The organism is Ensifer sp. 22521 (assembly GCF_052044795.1).
Taxonomy (GTDB): domain Bacteria; phylum Pseudomonadota; class Alphaproteobacteria; order Rhizobiales; family Rhizobiaceae; genus Ensifer.
In genome coordinates this window covers 93,033-108,668 of sequence record NZ_JBQENM010000020.1, presented here as the reverse complement: position 1 = coordinate 108,668, position 15,636 = coordinate 93,033, and the positions used below count along the sequence as shown (strand labels likewise).

Sequence of the window (15,636 nt, the reverse complement as noted above, 5' to 3'; positions counted from 1 at the left end):
CTGGGCGGGGCGGATCTCGCGCCAACGGCAGAGGGCGCGCCATCCGGTGCCCGATGAAATTTACACGCGCGCCGGAACGCGGTCCTTCCGGTCCAATTGTTGGAGTTCAACCCCATGCTCGTTTCGGAGCTTAAGACTACGACTGTCACCGGCGACCGCATCGATCAGCTGGTTGCTGCCCATCGTCCCGGCCATGGGCTTGCCCGCGCCTTCTATCTCGACCCGGAAATCTATGAACGTGATCTGGAGCGCGTTTTCCGCCGCCACTGGCACTGCGTGGCGCATGAGAGCGCTATCCCGAACGCCAATGACTTCGAGGTGTTCCGCATGGCCTCCGAGCAGGTGATCGTCACCCGCACAGCCAGTGGCGAGATCCACGCGATGCTCAATGTCTGCCGCCATCGCGGCGCCGAGGTCTGCGCCAAGAACAAGGGCAATGCCCGCGCCTTCGTCTGCCCTTACCATGCCTGGACCTATGGCAATGACGGCGCGCTGAAGGCGGCGCGGTTGATGCCGAAGGATTTCCGGCGCGAAGACCATGGGCTGAAGAAGCTCCATGTGCGTGTCATCGAAGGGCTGATCTTCATCTCATTCGCCGACCAGCCGCTCGATTTCAGCGATGTCGAGCATCTCCTGCACGCGACCTGCGGGCAATATGGCTGGGGGTCGGCCAAGATCGCCCATCGCCAGACCTATCCGGTCGATGCCAACTGGAAGCTCGCGGTCGAGAACTATGTCGAGTGCTATCACTGCGGTCCGGCGCATCCGGAATATTCCGAAACGCATGCGCTGGAACAGCCGCTGCACATGATCGAGGAACTGAACGCCCGGATGGAGGCGCGCACCTGCGAACTCGGCATCGAGGTCGGCTCCGGCAACCATTGGCAGACATCTGTCACGGGGAAGGAGGCGGTGCACGCCTTCCGCTATCCGCTCTATGACGGCGCCAAGACCGGCAGCAAGGACGGCCAGGCGCTGAGCCGGCTCATGGGGCGTTTCAGCGATTTCGACGGCGGCGTCACCTCGATCCACTTGGGCGGCACCACTTTCCTCGTCTGCTATCCCGATCATGGCATGATCTACCGTTTCATCCCGAAGACGGCGGAGACGTCGGAGATGGAGCTGATCTGGCTGGTCGACGGCAAGGCCGAGGAAGGGTGCGACTACGATCTCGACAGGTTGACCTGGCTGTGGAAGGTGACGACCGAGGAGGACAAGGCGATCATCGAGCACACGTCGCGCGGCGTGCGCTCGCACTATTTCGTGCCGGGTCCGACCGCGCCGATGGAGCATAACGAGCTTCGTTACATCAACTGGTATCTCGACGAGATCAGCCGACCGGTCTGATCCATCTCATCAACCGAGTGGGATCGGCCGAGGCCGTCCCACCTAATCTCTGCGATCGAAATGGGTCCGGAGCGCCACATGCGTCTGCACAGTGGCGATACCCGGGATCAGGGAAATCTGCCGGCGGATCGTGTCGAGGTCGCCGTTCGTAGCGCATTCGACGAGCACCATCAGATCGGTGGAGCCGGCGAGCGACCAGCATGTGACGACCGGCGACATGGCGGAAAGGTGCGGCACGATGTGGTCGCAATTCTTGCTGGACTGGAACGTGATGGCGACCAAGGCCCTGACCGTCGGGTTCTTGTCCTCGACGCCGAGACGGATGGTGTAGCCGGCGACGACGCCCTTGGCTTCGAGGCGCCGCAGACGCTCGTGCACGCCGCTGCGCGAGAGGCCGGCATGTCGGGCGAGCGCCACCAGGCTCTGGCGTGAATCCTGGCGAAGCGCTGCCAGCAGCAGCCGATCCTTGTCGTCGAGTTCCGTCAAATTGTATCTCCTTTTGCGCGAAGCCCGGACGTTTGTCCGGTTTGGCGCCATCTTGTCCGGTGAAACCGGACGATAGGACAGATAGCTTCCTTCTCGCAACGAAGGAGCTTTGCCATGAAAATACCAGTCGTGCCCGATAATGCCGTGCTGCTGCCGATCGACATGCAGCAGGCTTTCGACAGCGCCCCCTGGCCGCGCCGATGGAATGCCGATATCGACCGGAACGGTCTCACTCTGCTTGCCGCCTGGCGCGCGGCCGGCCGGCCGGTGATCCATGTCCGCCATGACAGCGTCATGCCGGGCTCGACGCTTGGAGCCGGTGCACCCGGCAATGCCTTCCGGCCCGGCTTCGAGCCGCAGGCCGGCGAACCACTCGTCACCAAGAGCGTCAACGCGGCCTTCATCGGTACCGATCTCGACCTCAGGCTTCGGCGTCTCGGCGTCGATACAGTCGTTACCTTCGGCATCTCGACCGACATGTGTGTCTCCACCTCGGTGCGCGTTGGCGCCAATCTCGGCTACCGCATGATCCTCGTCGAGGATGCGTGCGATTGCTTCGACCAGCCGGATGGAGATGGAACGGTAATCGCGGCCCGGGATGTCCACCGGGCCCATGTCGCGACCTTGCGCGCCGAGTTCGCCGAGGTGACGACGACGGTTGCCTTCGTCGAAGCCCTACGCCGTCCGGACGCCGCCTAGAGTGTCCCACTCTCCTGTCGAATCGCTGAGCGCGCGCTGTTCACAAGCGATTCCTGATAAACTTTGAAGCGGGTTTCCGCCGGAATTGTGTCGCATTCCGGGCATTGCACCCGCTGTTCACCGGTTTGTGCCGCGGACCTCGACGATGTCGGCCGTCCATTTCGGCGCCGTCAGGCTCTGGCCTTCGCGGTTCGGAAAGGTGAGGAAAGTCTCGAACGGCCGGCTCTGGCCGGCCGGCACCCGGGCGAGAATGAGGGCCGCGTCGTCGCCGATCGTCTGGCAGACGTCGTCCGGGCAATCTTCCAGCGTGACGGAGAGGCGGAAATATTCGAGCAGCGTCTGGCCCTTGTTCGTCACCGTGCCACGCAGGCGGAAGCTTCGTCCCGGTTGGCTTTGCTCGAAGGTCAGGCCATCAAGCGCAATGTCGGCGGCGGTCAGGCCCGCGGGCTGCGTCGTCTGGACCGGTTCAGGTGCTGCGGGCTTGCGACCGTCGCGATCGCTGAACCAGATGATGAAGGCGACGAGCAGGCCGACCGCTACGGCAACCGAGAGGATCGGTTCCGCCCATTGGCGAAAACGGCTGAAGCGCGTTGCCAGATACACAACGACAAGACCCAGCGGTAACGCAATCAACCAAAGCATCCGGATCCTCCTCACCGCATCATTCCTTGAATCGGATTCGATGCAAGAGGGAAACCATGCAGCCGATCAAAGCTTTAGACGGTCCTTGCCCTCAAGAGGCAAGGCCGTGACCGCACTTATATAGGGTGCTCGGCGGCTGACAACACGCGACCATAAGCAGCAGCCGATGGTTCTCGGCCAAGGACGGACTCTATTGCTGGTGAGGACAAAGCGGATGCTAGTCCGCCGGTTTCAGGTCCACCCAGTAGGTGCCTTCGAACGGGACCGCGGCGAAGCGGGTGTTGATCTCGGCAAGGCTTTTCTTCGGGTCGAGATCGGAAAAGAGATCCGGCCGGATCCAGGCGGCGAAGGCCTCTGCCGCGACGATGTTGAGCGGGATGGCGTTGAAGAAGTTCCAAAGCCCATGGACGCGCTTTTCCTGTACGGCGCGGATGCTCGAAAGGGCGGGCGCCTCGATCGTGCGGGCGAGCGTCTGTTGCGCTTCGTCTTCGCTGATACCGGGGCCGATCGAGAGTGTGCCGTACTTGCCGCCGGGCGAGGAGGTAGCGATGTAGATGTCGGGATTGGCGGCCATGACCGCCTCGGCGTTGACCGTGCCGCCCGGCCGCGGCAGCGTGCCTTCGGCGATGTTGCGGCCGCCGGCAATCGTCAGGAACTCGCCGAGGCCGCCGGTGCCATAGGCCCAGCAGCAGCGGTCGGCCTGGGGGAAGGCGTCCATCAGCACCAGAGGGCGTGGCTCCGGCCTGGCGGCAAGGCGCGCCCGGATCAAGGCCAGCTTGTCCTCGTAGAACTGAGCGAAGGCGTCTGCCTGTTCGTCCCGTTCGAGGATCTTGCCGAGCAGGCGCATCATGCGCGGCGTGCTCGTCAGCGGATCATTGTTGAAGTCGACGACGATGACAGGAACACCGATGCCGGTCAGATAGTCGATGGCGCGCTTGCCGGGTTCGGTGTCGGCCTGCCAATTGGCGAGGATGGCAAGGTCGGCCTTCAGCGTCAGCAGCGTCTCGAAGGAAAGGCCCGGGCCGGTTCCGTCGTCGATCTGCGGGACGTCTGCGATCGCGGGAAACTTCCGCCGGAAGCTCTCGTAGATCTCCGGATTGTCGCCCTTCATGTCGCCGGACCAGCCGGCAAGCAGGCTGACGGGATCGGGATGGATCAGCGACAGCGCGACGAGATTGAAGCCGCTCCCGAGAAGGATCGCCTTGGGCTTTGCCGGGATCGTCACCACACGGCCGACCGCATCGGTGACGGTCATCGGCCATTGGCCTTCCGCATGGGCGGCGGTTGCTAGCGTCAGAGCAGCAAGGATGACGAGGAAGAACCGCCGGGCGGTCTGGAAAATGCAGCGATGAAGCAAGCCTATTGGTTCCTTTGGCTGGGAAGGGCGCAGAGGCTGCCGCAACTCGGCACGCCGGGCAGCAGGTAGCGCAGGCAGCAGATCTTGCGGCGGCACACGCGAGCGCCGTCCTCTTCCTCGTGACGCAGGCAATCGAAGAAGGGATTGGGCGTGCCGTCCGGCAGGGACTTGCTGCCGATGAGGGCATCGGCCTGGGCGTTCAGCGGCTCGATGCCGGAGGCCCGCAGCGCATAGTCGATGTAGACGAGCGCATTGTTCCAGGCGAGTTTCGGGGCGATGCCGCCGACGGACTTGAGGTAACCGACGACCTCGCGCAGGTGCCCTTGCATCAGCGGCGCGAGCGTCGCGAAGACGTCGGCATCATCGCCCGCCTGCCAGTCGCCCGATGTGGCGACGCCGAAGGTTCGGGGCAGGCCGTCTTCGGCAAGCGCCACTTTCATCTGATCGAACGTGACGGGGAGCACCTGATGGTCGAGCACGCGCGCCACCAGATAGGGGATGGTGAGGCTCGAGAAATAATAGAGCGACCACATGGAGGCGACGGCGCGCCGATCGCTGGCTCCGGATTTTTCCGTGTAGACGTCGAGCGCCCGGTCGAAGGCGCCAGAGGCGAAGAAGTCCGGTAGCGCAACGCCGTCGGAGAGTCCGTCCGAGAGCACCATCTTCTCGTTGCACCAGGCATGGGTGCCGGCAAAGGCGGCCGACAGCGCCTTGGGACCACCTGTCGCGACGACTGGTTCGGAAACGGCAGCCGTCATGGCGTCACCCGCGCGCGGGCAAGCCCGATCGGAAACTCAGCCGTAAAAGAACGCCGTCCTGCAAGCATGCGACACCTTCTGAGCGCGGTCAGAAACTCATAAGGTGATCGTGTTACTCAAGATTATTTGCGACGCAAGTTATTTATGAGTTTTGCAATCATGATTTGTGGGCAAAAGAAGCGAGTAGCCGCAAGCCGGAGCCTGCGGCTGCCAATGTGCAAGGCCAGTTACATCAAGCCGAGCTGCTTGTAGAAGCCGAGGGCGTCGTAATAGTCGTTCTGGGAGGCGATCTTGCCGTCCTTGATGGTGAGGACCGAAGCGCCGGTGAACTTGAAGCTCTTGTTGGTTGCGGCCGTGCCATCGGCCCAGGCGCCCGAATTGGTGCCGGAGAATTCCCATTCGAAGGAGACCTTGTCGCCGGCAGCGATCGGGTCGCCTTTCATGGTCCAGACCGCATCGGGAACGGCGTTCAGGAAGTTGTCGATGACGCCGGTCTTGGCGGCATCTTTCCCGGTTACCGGCTTGCCGACGGACGCGTCGTAATAGGTCACGTCGTCGGCGAAGTAGGATGCGGCCTTGGCCGAGTCATGGGCGTTCCAGGCTGCGACATAGGCCGCGACCACATCCGGCGCCGCGTCGGCGGCGAAGGCCGCCGGCGAGAGCACCAGGGCGCTGAGGCTCAGAGCGCCTGCAGCAACAAGCAATTGACGGCGGTACATGGCAAACTTCTCCCGTTTGTTTTCGTTTGCATGCGATATGCGAGCCGAGCTCAGGCGCGTGTGCGCCTCAGCCGTGGTTGATCATGATGTGGCGAACGGCGGTGTAGTCCTCGAGCGCATAGACCGACATGTCCTTGCCGTAGCCCGATTGCTTGACGCCGCCATGCGGCATCTCGTTGGTCAGCATGAAATGGGTGTTGATCCAGGTGCAGCCGTATTGCAGCCGCGAGGCTGCCTTCATCGCCCGGGAGATGTCCTTGGTCCAGACGGAGGAGGCGAGGCCGTAGTCGCTGTCATTGGCCCAGGCGATCGCATCGTCCTTGCCGGTGAAGCGGGTGATCGAGACAACCGGGCCGAAGACTTCGCGGCGGACGATCTCGTCCTCCTGGGTGGCACCGGCGACCACGGTCGGCTGGAAGAAGAAGCCATCGCTGCTGCCGGCGCTGCCGCCGGTGGTGATCTCTATGTGCTTCTGGTCGGCGGCACGCTCGACGAAGCTTGCAACGCGATCGCGCTGGCGGCGCGAAATCAGCGGGCCGATCTCGTTTTCGGTGTCGTCGGCAAGATTGTAGCGGATGGTCGAGACGGCCGAGGTGAGGTCGGCGACCAGCTTTTCGTAGATGCCGGCCTCGGCATAGATGCGGCAGGCGGCGGTGCAGTCCTGGCCGGCATTGTAGTAGCCGAAGGTGCGGATGCCATTGACCACCGCTTCGAGATCGGCGTCGTCATAGACGATAACAGGGGCCTTGCCGCCGAGCTCCAGATGCGTGCGCTTGACGGTCTTGGCGGCGGCCGCCAGCACCTTCTTGCCGGTGGCAATGTCGCCGGTGATCGAGACCATCGAGATCTTCGGATGGTTGATCAGCGCATTGCCGACGGTTTCGCCACGGCCGGAAATGACGTTGACGACGCCTTCCGGCAGGATGTCGGCGAGCACACGGGCAAGCTTCAGCGCCGTTAGCGGAGTCTGCTCGGAGGGCTTGAAGACGACGGTGTTGCCGCCGGCGATCGCTGGCGCCAGCTTCCAGGCCATCATCATCAGCGGATAGTTCCAGGGGGCGATCGAGCCGACGATGCCGATTGGGTCGCGTCGGATCATCGAGGTGTGGCCGGGCAGATATTCGCCAGCCGTCGGCGCATGAAGGTTGCGCACGGCGCCGGCGAAGAAGCGCCAGCAGTCGACGATCGCCGGCAGTTCGTCGTTCTTCACCGCATTGATCGGCTTGCCGCAGTTCAGCGCCTCAAGGGCTGCAAAGCCGTCGGCATCCTTCTCGATCGCGTCGGCGATCTTGAGCAGATAGTTGGAGCGTTCGGCGGGTGTGGTCTGCGACCAGGTGGTGAAGGCGCTTTCGGCCGCGTCCACGGCCGCCTCGACCTGGGTATGCGAGGCTTCCGGCAGGTCGACGATCTTGCCGCCCGTCCGCGGGTTCAGGATGTGTTCGTCGGCCTCGGTGCCGGCCTCGAAGCGCGATCCGATCAGCAGTTGGGTGTCCATGTCTGTTCTCCCTTGATAGTCGAGTTATTTGCCGGCGCCGGCGATCTGGTCGCCGTCGCGGGTGAGGTAGTAGGCGCCGAGGATCGGCAGGAAGGTGACGAGCACCACGACCATGGCGACGACGTTGGTCACCGGCCGCTGGCGCGGGCGGATCAGCTCTTCGAGCATCCAGATCGGCAGGGTGGATTGCTGGCCGGCGGTAAAGGTGGTGACGATCACCTCGTCGAAGGACAGCGCGAAGGCGAGCATGCCGCCGGCGAGCAGCGCCGTGCCGATGTTCGGCAGGATGATGTGGCGGAAGGTCTGGAAGCCGTCGGCGCCGAGATCCATCGAGGCTTCGATCAGCGAGCCCGATATCCGCCGGAAGCGGGCGACCGCATTGTTGTAGACGACGACGATGCAGAACGTCGCGTGGCCGAGAACGATGGTCCAGAAGGAGAAGGGGATATCGGCCATCGAGAAGGCGGAGCGAAGCGCAATGCCGGTGATGATGCCGGGCAGCGCGATCGGCAGGATGACAAGCAGCGAGATCGTCTCGCGGCCGAAGAAGCGCGTCTGGCTGACGGCGGCCGCACAGAGCGTGCCGAGCACCAGCGCCACCGACGTGGCGATCGCGGCGACCTTGACCGAGAGCGTCAGCGCCGCCCAGACGTCGGGCCGGTTCCAGGCAACGGCGAACCATTGCGCGGTCAGCCCCGGCGGCGGGAACTGGTAGCTCTTCTCCTCCGTCGTGAAGGCGTAGAGGAAGATCAACAGGATCGGCAGGTGCAGGAAGGCGAGGCCGGCGGCGGCCGCCATCTTCAAGCCCATTGGCGAGCGGTTCAAGCGATCAGAGCGCATCGAAAGCCCCCATGCGTTTGGCCACAAACAGGTAGGCGCCCATGATGACGATCGGCACCACCGTGAAGGCGGCGGCGAGCGGGATGTTGCCGGCGGTGCCCTGCTGAGCATAGACCGCCTGGCCGATGAACAGCCGGGACGAGCCGACGATCTGCGGGATGATGTAGTCGCCGAGCGTCAGCGAGAAGGTGAAGATCGAGCCGGCGACGATGCCCGGCAGCGCTAAGGGAAAGAGCACGTGACGGAAGGTCTGCGCCGGCGTGCCGCCGAGATCCGAGGAAGCCTCAATCAGGTTGCCCGGTACGCGCTCGAGCGCTGCCTGGATCGGCAGGATCATGAAGGGCAGCCAGACATAGACGAAGACGATGAAGGTGCCGGTATAGCTGACCGAGAGCGAGTTGCCGCCGACGACGGGAAGCGACAGCCAACCGTCGAGCAGCCAGAGCAGGTGCAGCTTTTCGAAGATCCAGGTGAGGATGCCTTCCTTGGCGAGGATCAGCTTCCAGGCGTAGATCTTGACCAGATAGCTCGACCAGAGCGGCAGCATGACGCCGAGATAGAAGAGCACCTTCCATTTTCCCTGCGCGTAGCGCGCCGCGTAATAGGCGATCGGGAAGGCGATGACGGCGGAAGCGAGCGTGACGGTGGCCGCCATCGTCACCGTGCGCAGGATGATGTCGAGATTGGTTTCGCTCAAAAGCTGGCGATAGGTCGCCAGCGTGAACTCGTAATTGATCAGGCCGGAGAAATCGTCGATCGAGAAGAAGCTCTGCAGCAACAGCGCAAAGAGCGAGCCCAGATAGACGACGCCGAGCCAGAGCAGCGGCGGCGCAAGCATCACCGTCAGAAGCAGATGCGGGTGCTTCCAGAAAAAGTCCGACAGGCGGCCGGCGGGACCGCGGCGCTCAGGTAGGACGAGGGGTTCGGCAAAGGCGGTCATGCGTCCTCCATCGGGTGCAGCTCGTCGGCGGCGAAGCTGATGGTGACGGGGCTGCCGACCGCAGGCACCGTGAGCGCTGCGGGGCTGGCGACGGCGACGCGGGCGCCGTCGACATCGACGACGACGCGGTTGACGGCGCCGAGGAAACTATGGGCCGAGACGGTGCCCGAAAGGCTGAGCGCGCCGGTCCACGGGGTGGAGATGGAGATCGCCTCCGGGCGCAGGCTGGCTGCGGGCGCCTTCAGGCCGAGCCGCTGGCAGAGTTTCGCCGGCAGTACGTTGGACGAACCGACGAAATCGGCGACGAAGCGGGTCTTCGGCTGCTTGTAGACGTCTTCCGGGCTGCCGAGCTGCTGGATGCGGCCATCGTTGAAGACGGCGATGCGGTCGGCCATCGACAGTGCTTCGCCCTGGTCGTGGGTGACGAAGACGAAGGTGATGCCGAGTGATTTCTGCAGGCTCTTCAGTTCCTCTTGCATCTGCTCGCGCAGCTTCAGATCAAGCGCGCCGAGCGGTTCGTCGAGCAAAAGCACCTTGGGCTTGTTGACGAGCGCGCGGGCGAGCGCCACACGCTGGCGCTGGCCGCCGGAGAGTTGTCCGGGGCGGCGGGTGCCGTAGCCGGGCAGCTTGACCATGGCGAGCGCGTCCTCGGCAGCCTTGCGGCGTTCCTCGCGGCCGACGCCCTTGACCATCAGCCCGTAGGCGACGTTGTCGAGGATCGAGAGATGCGGAAAGAGGGCGTAGTCCTGAAACACCGTGTTGACGCTGCGCCGATAGGGCGGCACGCCCTCGGCCGTCTCGCCGAAGATCTCGATATGGCCGCCGGTCGGCTGCTCGAAGCCGGCCATCAGGCGAAGACACGTGGTCTTGCCCGAGCCGGAGGGACCGAGCATGGCGAAGAATTCGCCCTCGGCGATTTCGAGGTTCACGCCATCGACGGCGCGCACGGCGCCGAAGTGGCGGGAAACATTGTCGAAGAGAACGGCGGTGGTCATTGAAGTACTCCGGAAAGTGTGGCCCCTCATCCCCGCGGTGAGGGGAAGCGTCCCTCATCCGCCCTGCCGGGCACCTTCTCCCCGCAGGCGGGGCGAAGGGGACTCGTGGCGGGCGTCTTGCCTCAAAGGTCACGCCCGAGGCTTGGCCGGGGGCGTTCCCTCTCCCCGCGTGCGGGGAGAGGGCCAGGGTGAGGGGCAAATGCTTGCTATGCGGTTGCGGCTCAGCGACCGCCGATCACGCCGATGTAGTCGGAGACCCAGCGGTGATAGGGCACGCATTCGCCCTGGCTTTCGCACTTCGTAACCGGCGTCTTCCAGAACTTGACCTTGTCGAAGTCCTCATAGCCATTGGTCTTGCAGCCGGCGTCGGTCAAAAGGTCGTTGCCCTTGCAGGCGGCACCGACGGACGGGTTTGCGCCGAACCAGGCGGAGACGTCGCCCTGCACCTTCGGCGACAGCGAGTGCTCCATCCACATATAGGCGCAGTTCGGATGGGCGCTTTCGGCATGCAGCATGGTCGTATCCGCCCATCCGGTGACGCCTTCTTCCGGAATGGTCGAAGAGATCGGCAGCTTTTCGGCTTCCATCAGGTTGACCTGGAACGGCCAGGAGCCGGAGGCGACGACGCCTTCGTTCTTGAAGTCGTCGATCTGGATCATCGCGTCGTGCCAGTAGCGGCCGACCAGCTTACGCTGGCCGCGAAGCAGATCGAGGGCCGCCTTGTACTGGTCTTCGTTGAGTTCGTAGGGATTCTTGATGCCGAGCTCGGGCTTGTGGGCCATCAGGTAGTTGGCGGCGTCGGCCACATGGATCGGGCCGTCATAGGCCTGGACGCGGCCCTTGTTGGACTTGCCGTCGGGCAGGTTCATTTCCTCGAAGACGACACTCCAGCTCTTCGGCGCTTCGCCCTTGAAGGCATCCTTGTTGTACATCAGCACGTTCGGGCCCCAGACATAGGGTACGCCGTAATGAACGCCGTTGACCGTGAACCACGGCGCGTTCTGCATGCGCTCGTCGATCGTCTTCCAGCTCGGGATCAGGTCGGTGTTAACAGGCTGGACGCGCTTGCCGGCAACGAGGCGCAGCGACGCGTCGCCGGAGGCGGTGACGAGGTCGAAGCCGCCTTCGTTCATCAGCGCGACCATTTCGTCCGAGGTCGCCGCCGTCTTGACCGAGACCTTGCATCCGGTCTGCTTTTCGAAATCCGTGACCCAGTCGTAGTTCTTGTCGGTGTCGCCGCGCTCGATGTAGCCGGCCCAGGCAACGATGGAGAGTTCGCCTTCACCCTTGCCGAGTTCCTTCAGCGGCTCCTGCGCGAATGCCGGGGCAACAAGGCCAAGCGACAGGGTCAATGCCGTGCAGGATTTAAGCATCTGCTTCATCTGAATTCTCCCAGTTTTGAGCCGCATTTTACGGCTTCGTTCCCAGAATGAAGCGTGCCTTGATTTCTCCGCATTCGCAAATTCATTAAACAGAATGTCGCTTTCGGTTTTTCCGATATCAACGCTCCGAAGCGGCCTGAAAGCAAACAAATCCAGCGGGTTAACGTGGGCGGGCGCTTCTGAGCGCCTCGGCGATGCCGACGAAATCGCGTGCCGATTGCGGCAGGCCGGAGCCTTTGCGCCAGACCATGCCGACCTGCACGACGGGCAGCGCGCCCGAGACGTCGCGGCTTTCGATGCGGTCACCTTCGAGCGACCAGGGGCGGTAGACGAGATCGGGCAGGAGCGCGATGCCGGCGCCTGTCGCCACCAGGCTGCGCACCGCTTCCACCGAGCGGGTGCGGAAGGCGACATGCGGGCGTGCGCCGAGTGCCGACAGCAATTTGCCGGTGTTCTCCTCGATTTCATCCACCGTCAGCATGATCAGCGGTTCCTTGGCGATATCGCTGACGGAGATGATGTCGGCGCTGACCAGAGGGTGGCCGATCGGCAGCCAGAGACGATAGGGCGATGTCTCGAGGATTTCGGCCTGCAGCGCCATGCGATCGCGCAGGTTGGAGATGACCATGACGGCGACGTCGAGCTCGCCGCCGATCAACAGATGTTCGAGATAGGAGCCGTTGTCCTCGATGGCGCTGACCTCGACGCCGGGGCAGGCGCGGCGATAGCGGGCCAAGAGATCGGAGAGCACGTAGCCGGCAACAAGCGAGGTGACCCCAAGATTGAGCTTGCCGCCGGTTTCCTCGCGGCTGTCGGAAAAGCTGCGTCGGGCGTCGGAGACATTGGAGAGGATCTTGGTGGCGTGGCGCAGGAACTGGTGGCCGTTATGGGTGATCGACAGGCCGCGCGGATGGCGGTCGAAGAGCTCGACGCCGAGATCGCCTTCGAGCTCCTTGATCGCCTCGGTGATCGAGGATTGCGAGATCGAAAGGTTCTGCGCCGCACGGGTGATCGAACCCTGCTCGGCGACGGCGACGAAATACTGCAACTGTCGAAATGTGAAGGCCATGGCGCGAGTTAATAGGTGCGGGGCAGGGCTGGCAAGCGCCGAAACGCAAGCGGATCGGTCGGTGATTTTTTCCTGTCATGTCGGTTTTCGAACAGGGAGCGGGCGTGCCGATGCTAAGCTGGCGCGAAAGCGGGATGAGAGGAGGACGATGTGGACCAGATGACGAAGCGGCCGATGCCGACGGAGGAGGGGATCCTCGCCTTTCACCGCCGCTGCGAGGCGTTCTATCCGGCCGATGCGGTCGATGCCTCGATCGAGCAGCAGCGCCAATGGTACGACGCGCTTTGCGCCGAATTCGATGCGCCGAGCCCGGCCGGTCTCACCCGCGAGGATAGGCTCGTCGATGGCCGCATCCCGATCCGGCGCTATTGGCCGGCAACCGTTTCGACGAAGACCCGCATCTACTACATCCATGGCGGCGGCTTCGTCGTCGGTTCGCTTAACAGCCATGATGCGATCTGCGCCGAGCTGGCGGATTTTGCTGGGGCAGAGCTGGTATCGGTCGATTATCGCCTGGCGCCCGAGCATGTCTGGCCAGCGGCCTTCGAGGATTGTTATGCGGTGCTGCAGGAGTTGCTCGCCGATGGTCGCCCGGTCGTCGTTGCCGGCGACAGCGCCGGTGGCAATCTCACGGCCGGCATCGTGCTCAAGGCGCGAGCGGAGGGGCTCGCCGGCATCGTCGGCCAGGTGCTGATCTATCCGGGTCTCGGTGGCGACCTCGTGTCCGGCTCCTATGTGGAGATGGCCGAGGCGCCAGGGCTGACGACCGCCGATACCAGTTATTATCGCAAGATCCTGCAGGCGCCTGCCGACAATCCCTTCGCAGCGCCCTTGGCGGAAAAGGATCTCTCGGGCTTGCCGCCGACCTATATCACCGGCGCCTTCTTCGATCCCCTGCGCGATGACGCGCGCTTCTATGCCGCGCGCCTTGCCACGGTCGGCGTCAACGTCACCTTCCGCGAAGAGCCGCAGATGATCCACGCCTGGCTGCGGGCGCGGCACATGAGCGACGGCGCGCGGGAAGGGTTTCGGCGGCTGGCCGAGGGCGTGGCGGTACTTGCAGGAACCCGCTGACAATTGGTGCGTTGCCGTTCCGGGAGGAAAGCTGCGTCACGCTATTTCTATCAGTGCTAGCTCTTCGCCTTGAACACCAGCACGGGGTTTGCCCGGAAGGCCTGCGGGAAGAGCGCCCGCAAGTTCTCGATCTTCGGCATGTCGTTGTAGACGATATAGGGGTGCGTCGGATTTCGCGTCAGGAAATCCTGATGATAGTCCTCGGCGGCGTAGAATCCCCTAAAGGGTGAGACTTCCGTAACGATCGCCGCGGGGAAGGCGCGTGACTTGCCGAGTTCGGCGATATAGGCGTCGGCGATGCGCTTCTGCTCATCCGTGACGGCAAAGAGCGCCGACCGGTATTGGGTGCCATGGTCAGGGCCCTGGTAATTGAGCTGTGTCGGGTTGTGGGCGACGGAGAAGAAGACCTGCAACAGTCCTCCATAGGTCACCTCGCGCGGATCGTAGATGATCTCCACTGATTCCGCGTGGCCGGTCTTGCCGCCGCTGACCGTCTCGTAGTCGGCGGTCGCGGCGCTGCCGCCGGAATAGCCCGAAACGGCTTTTTTCACGCCTTTGACATGCTGGAAAACGCCCTGAACGCCCCAGAAGCAGCCGCCGGCAAAGACGGCGATCTCCGTCGTGCCGGACACTTTCTCGTCGAGCGAGGGCGGTGGGATGACGACGGCCGGTTCCTGGGCGGCGGCGAGCGGTACCGCCGCCAGCAGCGCGGCGAAGGTAGCCGTCAGCATTCCGAGGGGGGTGTAAGAGGCATGTGCCGACTTGCTGCTCAACGCCATCATTTCCTCCACCGCCCGGTTTCCACTCCGGGCGCTTGATGACCTCATGTTTTCACGGGAATGACAATGGTCAAATCGCGTTCGCGTGCTTCACGCCAACGTGACGATCCGCTACCACTTCAGCCGATCAGATGCGCAAACGGGGAAGATGTCATGGCTGGCGAAACGGATCTCGCAAAACTGCTGGCGACGATGAACCCGGTGCTGTTTCCGCAGACCTATGTCTACTGCACCGCCGCCTACCGCGATCAGGCGCGCTACCAGGCGCTGGAGCCGCTTGCCACCTATCGCGAGGATGAGGGGCTGACGCTGGTCCTTAGCCGCAGCGCTGCGGACGATGCGGGGCTAGACTATGGCCCGCTGCTTCGGCGTATCACGCTCAACGTGCATTCGGCGCTGGAAGCCGTTGGTCTGACTGCGGCTGTCTCGGCGGCGCTGACGCGCGAGGGCATCAGCGCCAATGTGATCGCGGCCTATTATCACGACCACATCTTCGTGCAGGAAGCGGATGCCGAACGGGCGCTGGACGCGCTGCGGGCCTTGACCGTCGCCTGACGCGGTACAACTCCCGGCGGACCGCGCCTCACATGAAGCGCGTGTCTTCCGGTGGGTTGAAATGGTCGTCAGCGCGGCCGTTCTCATAGATAATGGGCGCTTCGCCCAGTTCCGCGTCGCTGACGCCATCGAGGCAGGCGGCGTTGACTGCGTAGAAGTGGCCAAGAAAATCCTTGTGGTAGCCGCGCGAGAAGGGGCGGACGCCGCAGCGGCTGCAGAAATAGTGGTCGACGTCGCCCTCGATCCAGCTCGAGTTATCGGCCCGATAGCTCGTGAGCTTGTCCTTGCCGGTGGTGATCCCGAATTCTTCTCGCAGGGCAAAGGCTTTCTGCATCCGTGTCTTTGCGCAGAAGGAACAGTTGCAGCGGCGAACGCCCTGGGCGAGATCGAGCTGGCATTCGAAGGTGACGGCACGGCAGTGGCAGCTACCGCGATAGAGCTTTTTCATCGGTTTCCTCCCTTCGGGCGCATGTCACCGTTCGCCGGCCGATGGCCCACG

The 15,636-nt window shown here is 63.6% G+C and carries 17 protein-coding genes; 4 read left to right on the top strand and 13 right to left on the bottom strand.

Annotated features, from left to right (window positions below):
* Nucleotides 1–114 precede the first annotated feature (114 nt).
* Nucleotides 115–1,347 carry an aromatic ring-hydroxylating oxygenase subunit alpha gene (locus tag ACTJKE_RS26160; RefSeq protein ID WP_440692928.1) on the top strand — a complete coding sequence of 411 codons (1,233 nt, stop codon included), beginning with the start codon at nt 115–117 and terminating at the stop codon, nt 1,345–1,347.
* Between the two features lie 42 nt (nt 1,348–1,389).
* On the opposite strand, the gene ACTJKE_RS26155 is transcribed toward ACTJKE_RS26160, so the two are convergent.
* Nucleotides 1,390–1,833, bottom strand: coding sequence for an Lrp/AsnC family transcriptional regulator (locus ACTJKE_RS26155; protein WP_093234395.1), 444 nt, complete (start codon nt 1,831–1,833; stop codon nt 1,390–1,392).
* Nucleotides 1,834–1,947: 114 nt separating this feature from the next.
* Between ACTJKE_RS26155 and ACTJKE_RS26150 the strand changes: the two genes are divergently transcribed.
* A complete protein-coding gene (locus ACTJKE_RS26150; RefSeq protein WP_058321558.1) occupies nt 1,948–2,532 on the top strand; it encodes a cysteine hydrolase family protein in 585 nt (194 codons plus the stop codon).
* A gap of 117 nt (nt 2,533–2,649) precedes the next feature.
* Here the strand turns inward: ACTJKE_RS26150 and ACTJKE_RS26145 are convergent, their stop codons facing one another.
* The 10 genes from ACTJKE_RS26145 to ACTJKE_RS26100 all read right to left on the bottom strand — a co-directional run bounded on the left by ACTJKE_RS26145 (nt 2,650) and on the right by ACTJKE_RS26100 (nt 12,729).
* Complete coding sequence (locus ACTJKE_RS26145; protein WP_057253261.1) at nt 2,650–3,174, bottom strand: DUF3426 domain-containing protein; 525 nt, start codon at nt 3,172–3,174, stop codon at nt 2,650–2,652.
* A gap of 217 nt (nt 3,175–3,391) precedes the next feature.
* Complete coding sequence (locus ACTJKE_RS26140; protein ID WP_058321572.1) at nt 3,392–4,516, bottom strand: ABC transporter substrate-binding protein; 1,125 nt, start codon at nt 4,514–4,516, stop codon at nt 3,392–3,394.
* Between the two features lie 17 nt (nt 4,517–4,533).
* Nucleotides 4,534–5,289 (bottom strand): siderophore-iron reductase FhuF, encoded by a 756-nt coding sequence (fhuF, locus tag ACTJKE_RS26135; protein ID WP_440692925.1) that lies wholly within the window; start codon nt 5,287–5,289, stop codon nt 4,534–4,536.
* Between the two features lie 227 nt (nt 5,290–5,516).
* Complete coding sequence (locus tag ACTJKE_RS26130; RefSeq protein WP_058321561.1) at nt 5,517–6,008, bottom strand: ester cyclase; 492 nt, start codon at nt 6,006–6,008, stop codon at nt 5,517–5,519.
* A gap of 67 nt (nt 6,009–6,075) precedes the next feature.
* The gene (locus ACTJKE_RS26125; protein WP_440692923.1) at nt 6,076–7,503 is read right to left on the bottom strand and encodes a gamma-aminobutyraldehyde dehydrogenase; all 1,428 of its coding nucleotides are present in this window, start codon (nt 7,501–7,503) and stop codon (nt 6,076–6,078) included.
* Between the two features lie 24 nt (nt 7,504–7,527).
* Complete coding sequence (locus tag ACTJKE_RS26120) at nt 7,528–8,343, bottom strand: ABC transporter permease (protein WP_093234399.1); 816 nt, start codon at nt 8,341–8,343, stop codon at nt 7,528–7,530.
* On the bottom strand, nt 8,333–9,283 hold the full coding sequence (locus ACTJKE_RS26115; protein ID WP_057253272.1) for an ABC transporter permease: 951 nt from the start codon (nt 9,281–9,283) through the stop codon (nt 8,333–8,335). Before ACTJKE_RS26115 ends, ACTJKE_RS26120 begins: the two co-directional genes overlap by 11 nt.
* Nucleotides 9,280–10,278, bottom strand: a complete 999-nt coding sequence (locus tag ACTJKE_RS26110; protein WP_058326802.1) for an ABC transporter ATP-binding protein — start codon at nt 10,276–10,278, stop codon at nt 9,280–9,282. Before ACTJKE_RS26110 ends, ACTJKE_RS26115 begins: the two co-directional genes overlap by 4 nt.
* A gap of 221 nt (nt 10,279–10,499) precedes the next feature.
* Nucleotides 10,500–11,660, bottom strand: a complete 1,161-nt coding sequence (locus tag ACTJKE_RS26105; protein WP_440692921.1) for an ABC transporter substrate-binding protein — start codon at nt 11,658–11,660, stop codon at nt 10,500–10,502.
* 160 nt (nt 11,661–11,820) lie between these two features.
* Complete coding sequence (locus ACTJKE_RS26100) at nt 11,821–12,729, bottom strand: LysR family transcriptional regulator (protein WP_029742595.1); 909 nt, start codon at nt 12,727–12,729, stop codon at nt 11,821–11,823.
* A gap of 159 nt (nt 12,730–12,888) precedes the next feature.
* On the opposite strand from ACTJKE_RS26100, the gene ACTJKE_RS26095 reads away from it, so the two are divergent.
* Nucleotides 12,889–13,803 carry an alpha/beta hydrolase gene (locus ACTJKE_RS26095; RefSeq protein ID WP_440692947.1) on the top strand — a complete coding sequence of 305 codons (915 nt, stop codon included), beginning with the start codon at nt 12,889–12,891 and terminating at the stop codon, nt 13,801–13,803.
* A gap of 56 nt (nt 13,804–13,859) precedes the next feature.
* On the opposite strand, the gene msrA is transcribed toward ACTJKE_RS26095, so the two are convergent.
* Nucleotides 13,860–14,534 carry a peptide-methionine (S)-S-oxide reductase MsrA gene (gene msrA / locus ACTJKE_RS26090; protein ID WP_440692945.1) on the bottom strand — a complete coding sequence of 225 codons (675 nt, stop codon included), beginning with the start codon at nt 14,532–14,534 and terminating at the stop codon, nt 13,860–13,862.
* Between the two features lie 201 nt (nt 14,535–14,735).
* Between msrA and ACTJKE_RS26085 the strand changes: the two genes are divergently transcribed.
* Complete coding sequence (locus tag ACTJKE_RS26085) at nt 14,736–15,137, top strand: ACT domain-containing protein (RefSeq protein WP_440692919.1); 402 nt, start codon at nt 14,736–14,738, stop codon at nt 15,135–15,137.
* A 28-nt stretch (nt 15,138–15,165) separates the two neighbouring features.
* Here the strand turns inward: ACTJKE_RS26085 and ACTJKE_RS26080 are convergent, their stop codons facing one another.
* On the bottom strand, nt 15,166–15,585 hold the full coding sequence (locus ACTJKE_RS26080) for a GFA family protein (RefSeq protein WP_113133014.1): 420 nt from the start codon (nt 15,583–15,585) through the stop codon (nt 15,166–15,168).
* Between the last annotated feature and the right edge of the window lie 51 nt (nt 15,586–15,636).

Excerpts from the sequence above, each read along its gene's own strand:
- ACTJKE_RS26120 (WP_093234399.1), bottom strand. The coding sequence starts at position 8,343 with ATGCGCTCTGATCGCTTGAACCGCTCGCCAATGGGCTTGAAGATGGCG.
- ACTJKE_RS26115 (WP_057253272.1), bottom strand. The coding sequence starts at position 9,283 with ATGACCGCCTTTGCCGAACCCCTCGTCCTACCTGAGCGCCGCGGTCCC.
- ACTJKE_RS26100 (WP_029742595.1), bottom strand. The coding sequence starts at position 12,729 with ATGGCCTTCACATTTCGACAGTTGCAGTATTTCGTCGCCGTCGCCGAG.
- ACTJKE_RS26080 (WP_113133014.1), bottom strand. The coding sequence starts at position 15,585 with ATGAAAAAGCTCTATCGCGGTAGCTGCCACTGCCGTGCCGTCACCTTC.
- ACTJKE_RS26095 (WP_440692947.1), top strand. The coding sequence starts at position 12,889 with ATGACGAAGCGGCCGATGCCGACGGAGGAGGGGATCCTCGCCTTTCAC.
- ACTJKE_RS26105 (WP_440692921.1), bottom strand. The coding sequence starts at position 11,660 with ATGAAGCAGATGCTTAAATCCTGCACGGCATTGACCCTGTCGCTTGGC.
- ACTJKE_RS26125 (WP_440692923.1), bottom strand. The coding sequence starts at position 7,503 with ATGGACACCCAACTGCTGATCGGATCGCGCTTCGAGGCCGGCACCGAG.
- ACTJKE_RS26110 (WP_058326802.1), bottom strand. The coding sequence starts at position 10,278 with ATGACCACCGCCGTTCTCTTCGACAATGTTTCCCGCCACTTCGGCGCC.
- ACTJKE_RS26160 (WP_440692928.1), top strand. The coding sequence starts at position 115 with ATGCTCGTTTCGGAGCTTAAGACTACGACTGTCACCGGCGACCGCATC.
- fhuF (WP_440692925.1), bottom strand. The coding sequence starts at position 5,289 with ATGACGGCTGCCGTTTCCGAACCAGTCGTCGCGACAGGTGGTCCCAAG.
- msrA (WP_440692945.1), bottom strand. The coding sequence starts at position 14,534 with ATGCTGACGGCTACCTTCGCCGCGCTGCTGGCGGCGGTACCGCTCGCC.
- ACTJKE_RS26150 (WP_058321558.1), top strand. The coding sequence starts at position 1,948 with ATGAAAATACCAGTCGTGCCCGATAATGCCGTGCTGCTGCCGATCGAC.
- ACTJKE_RS26085 (WP_440692919.1), top strand. The coding sequence starts at position 14,736 with ATGGCTGGCGAAACGGATCTCGCAAAACTGCTGGCGACGATGAACCCG.
- ACTJKE_RS26130 (WP_058321561.1), bottom strand. The coding sequence starts at position 6,008 with ATGTACCGCCGTCAATTGCTTGTTGCTGCAGGCGCTCTGAGCCTCAGC.
- ACTJKE_RS26145 (WP_057253261.1), bottom strand. The coding sequence starts at position 3,174 with ATGCTTTGGTTGATTGCGTTACCGCTGGGTCTTGTCGTTGTGTATCTG.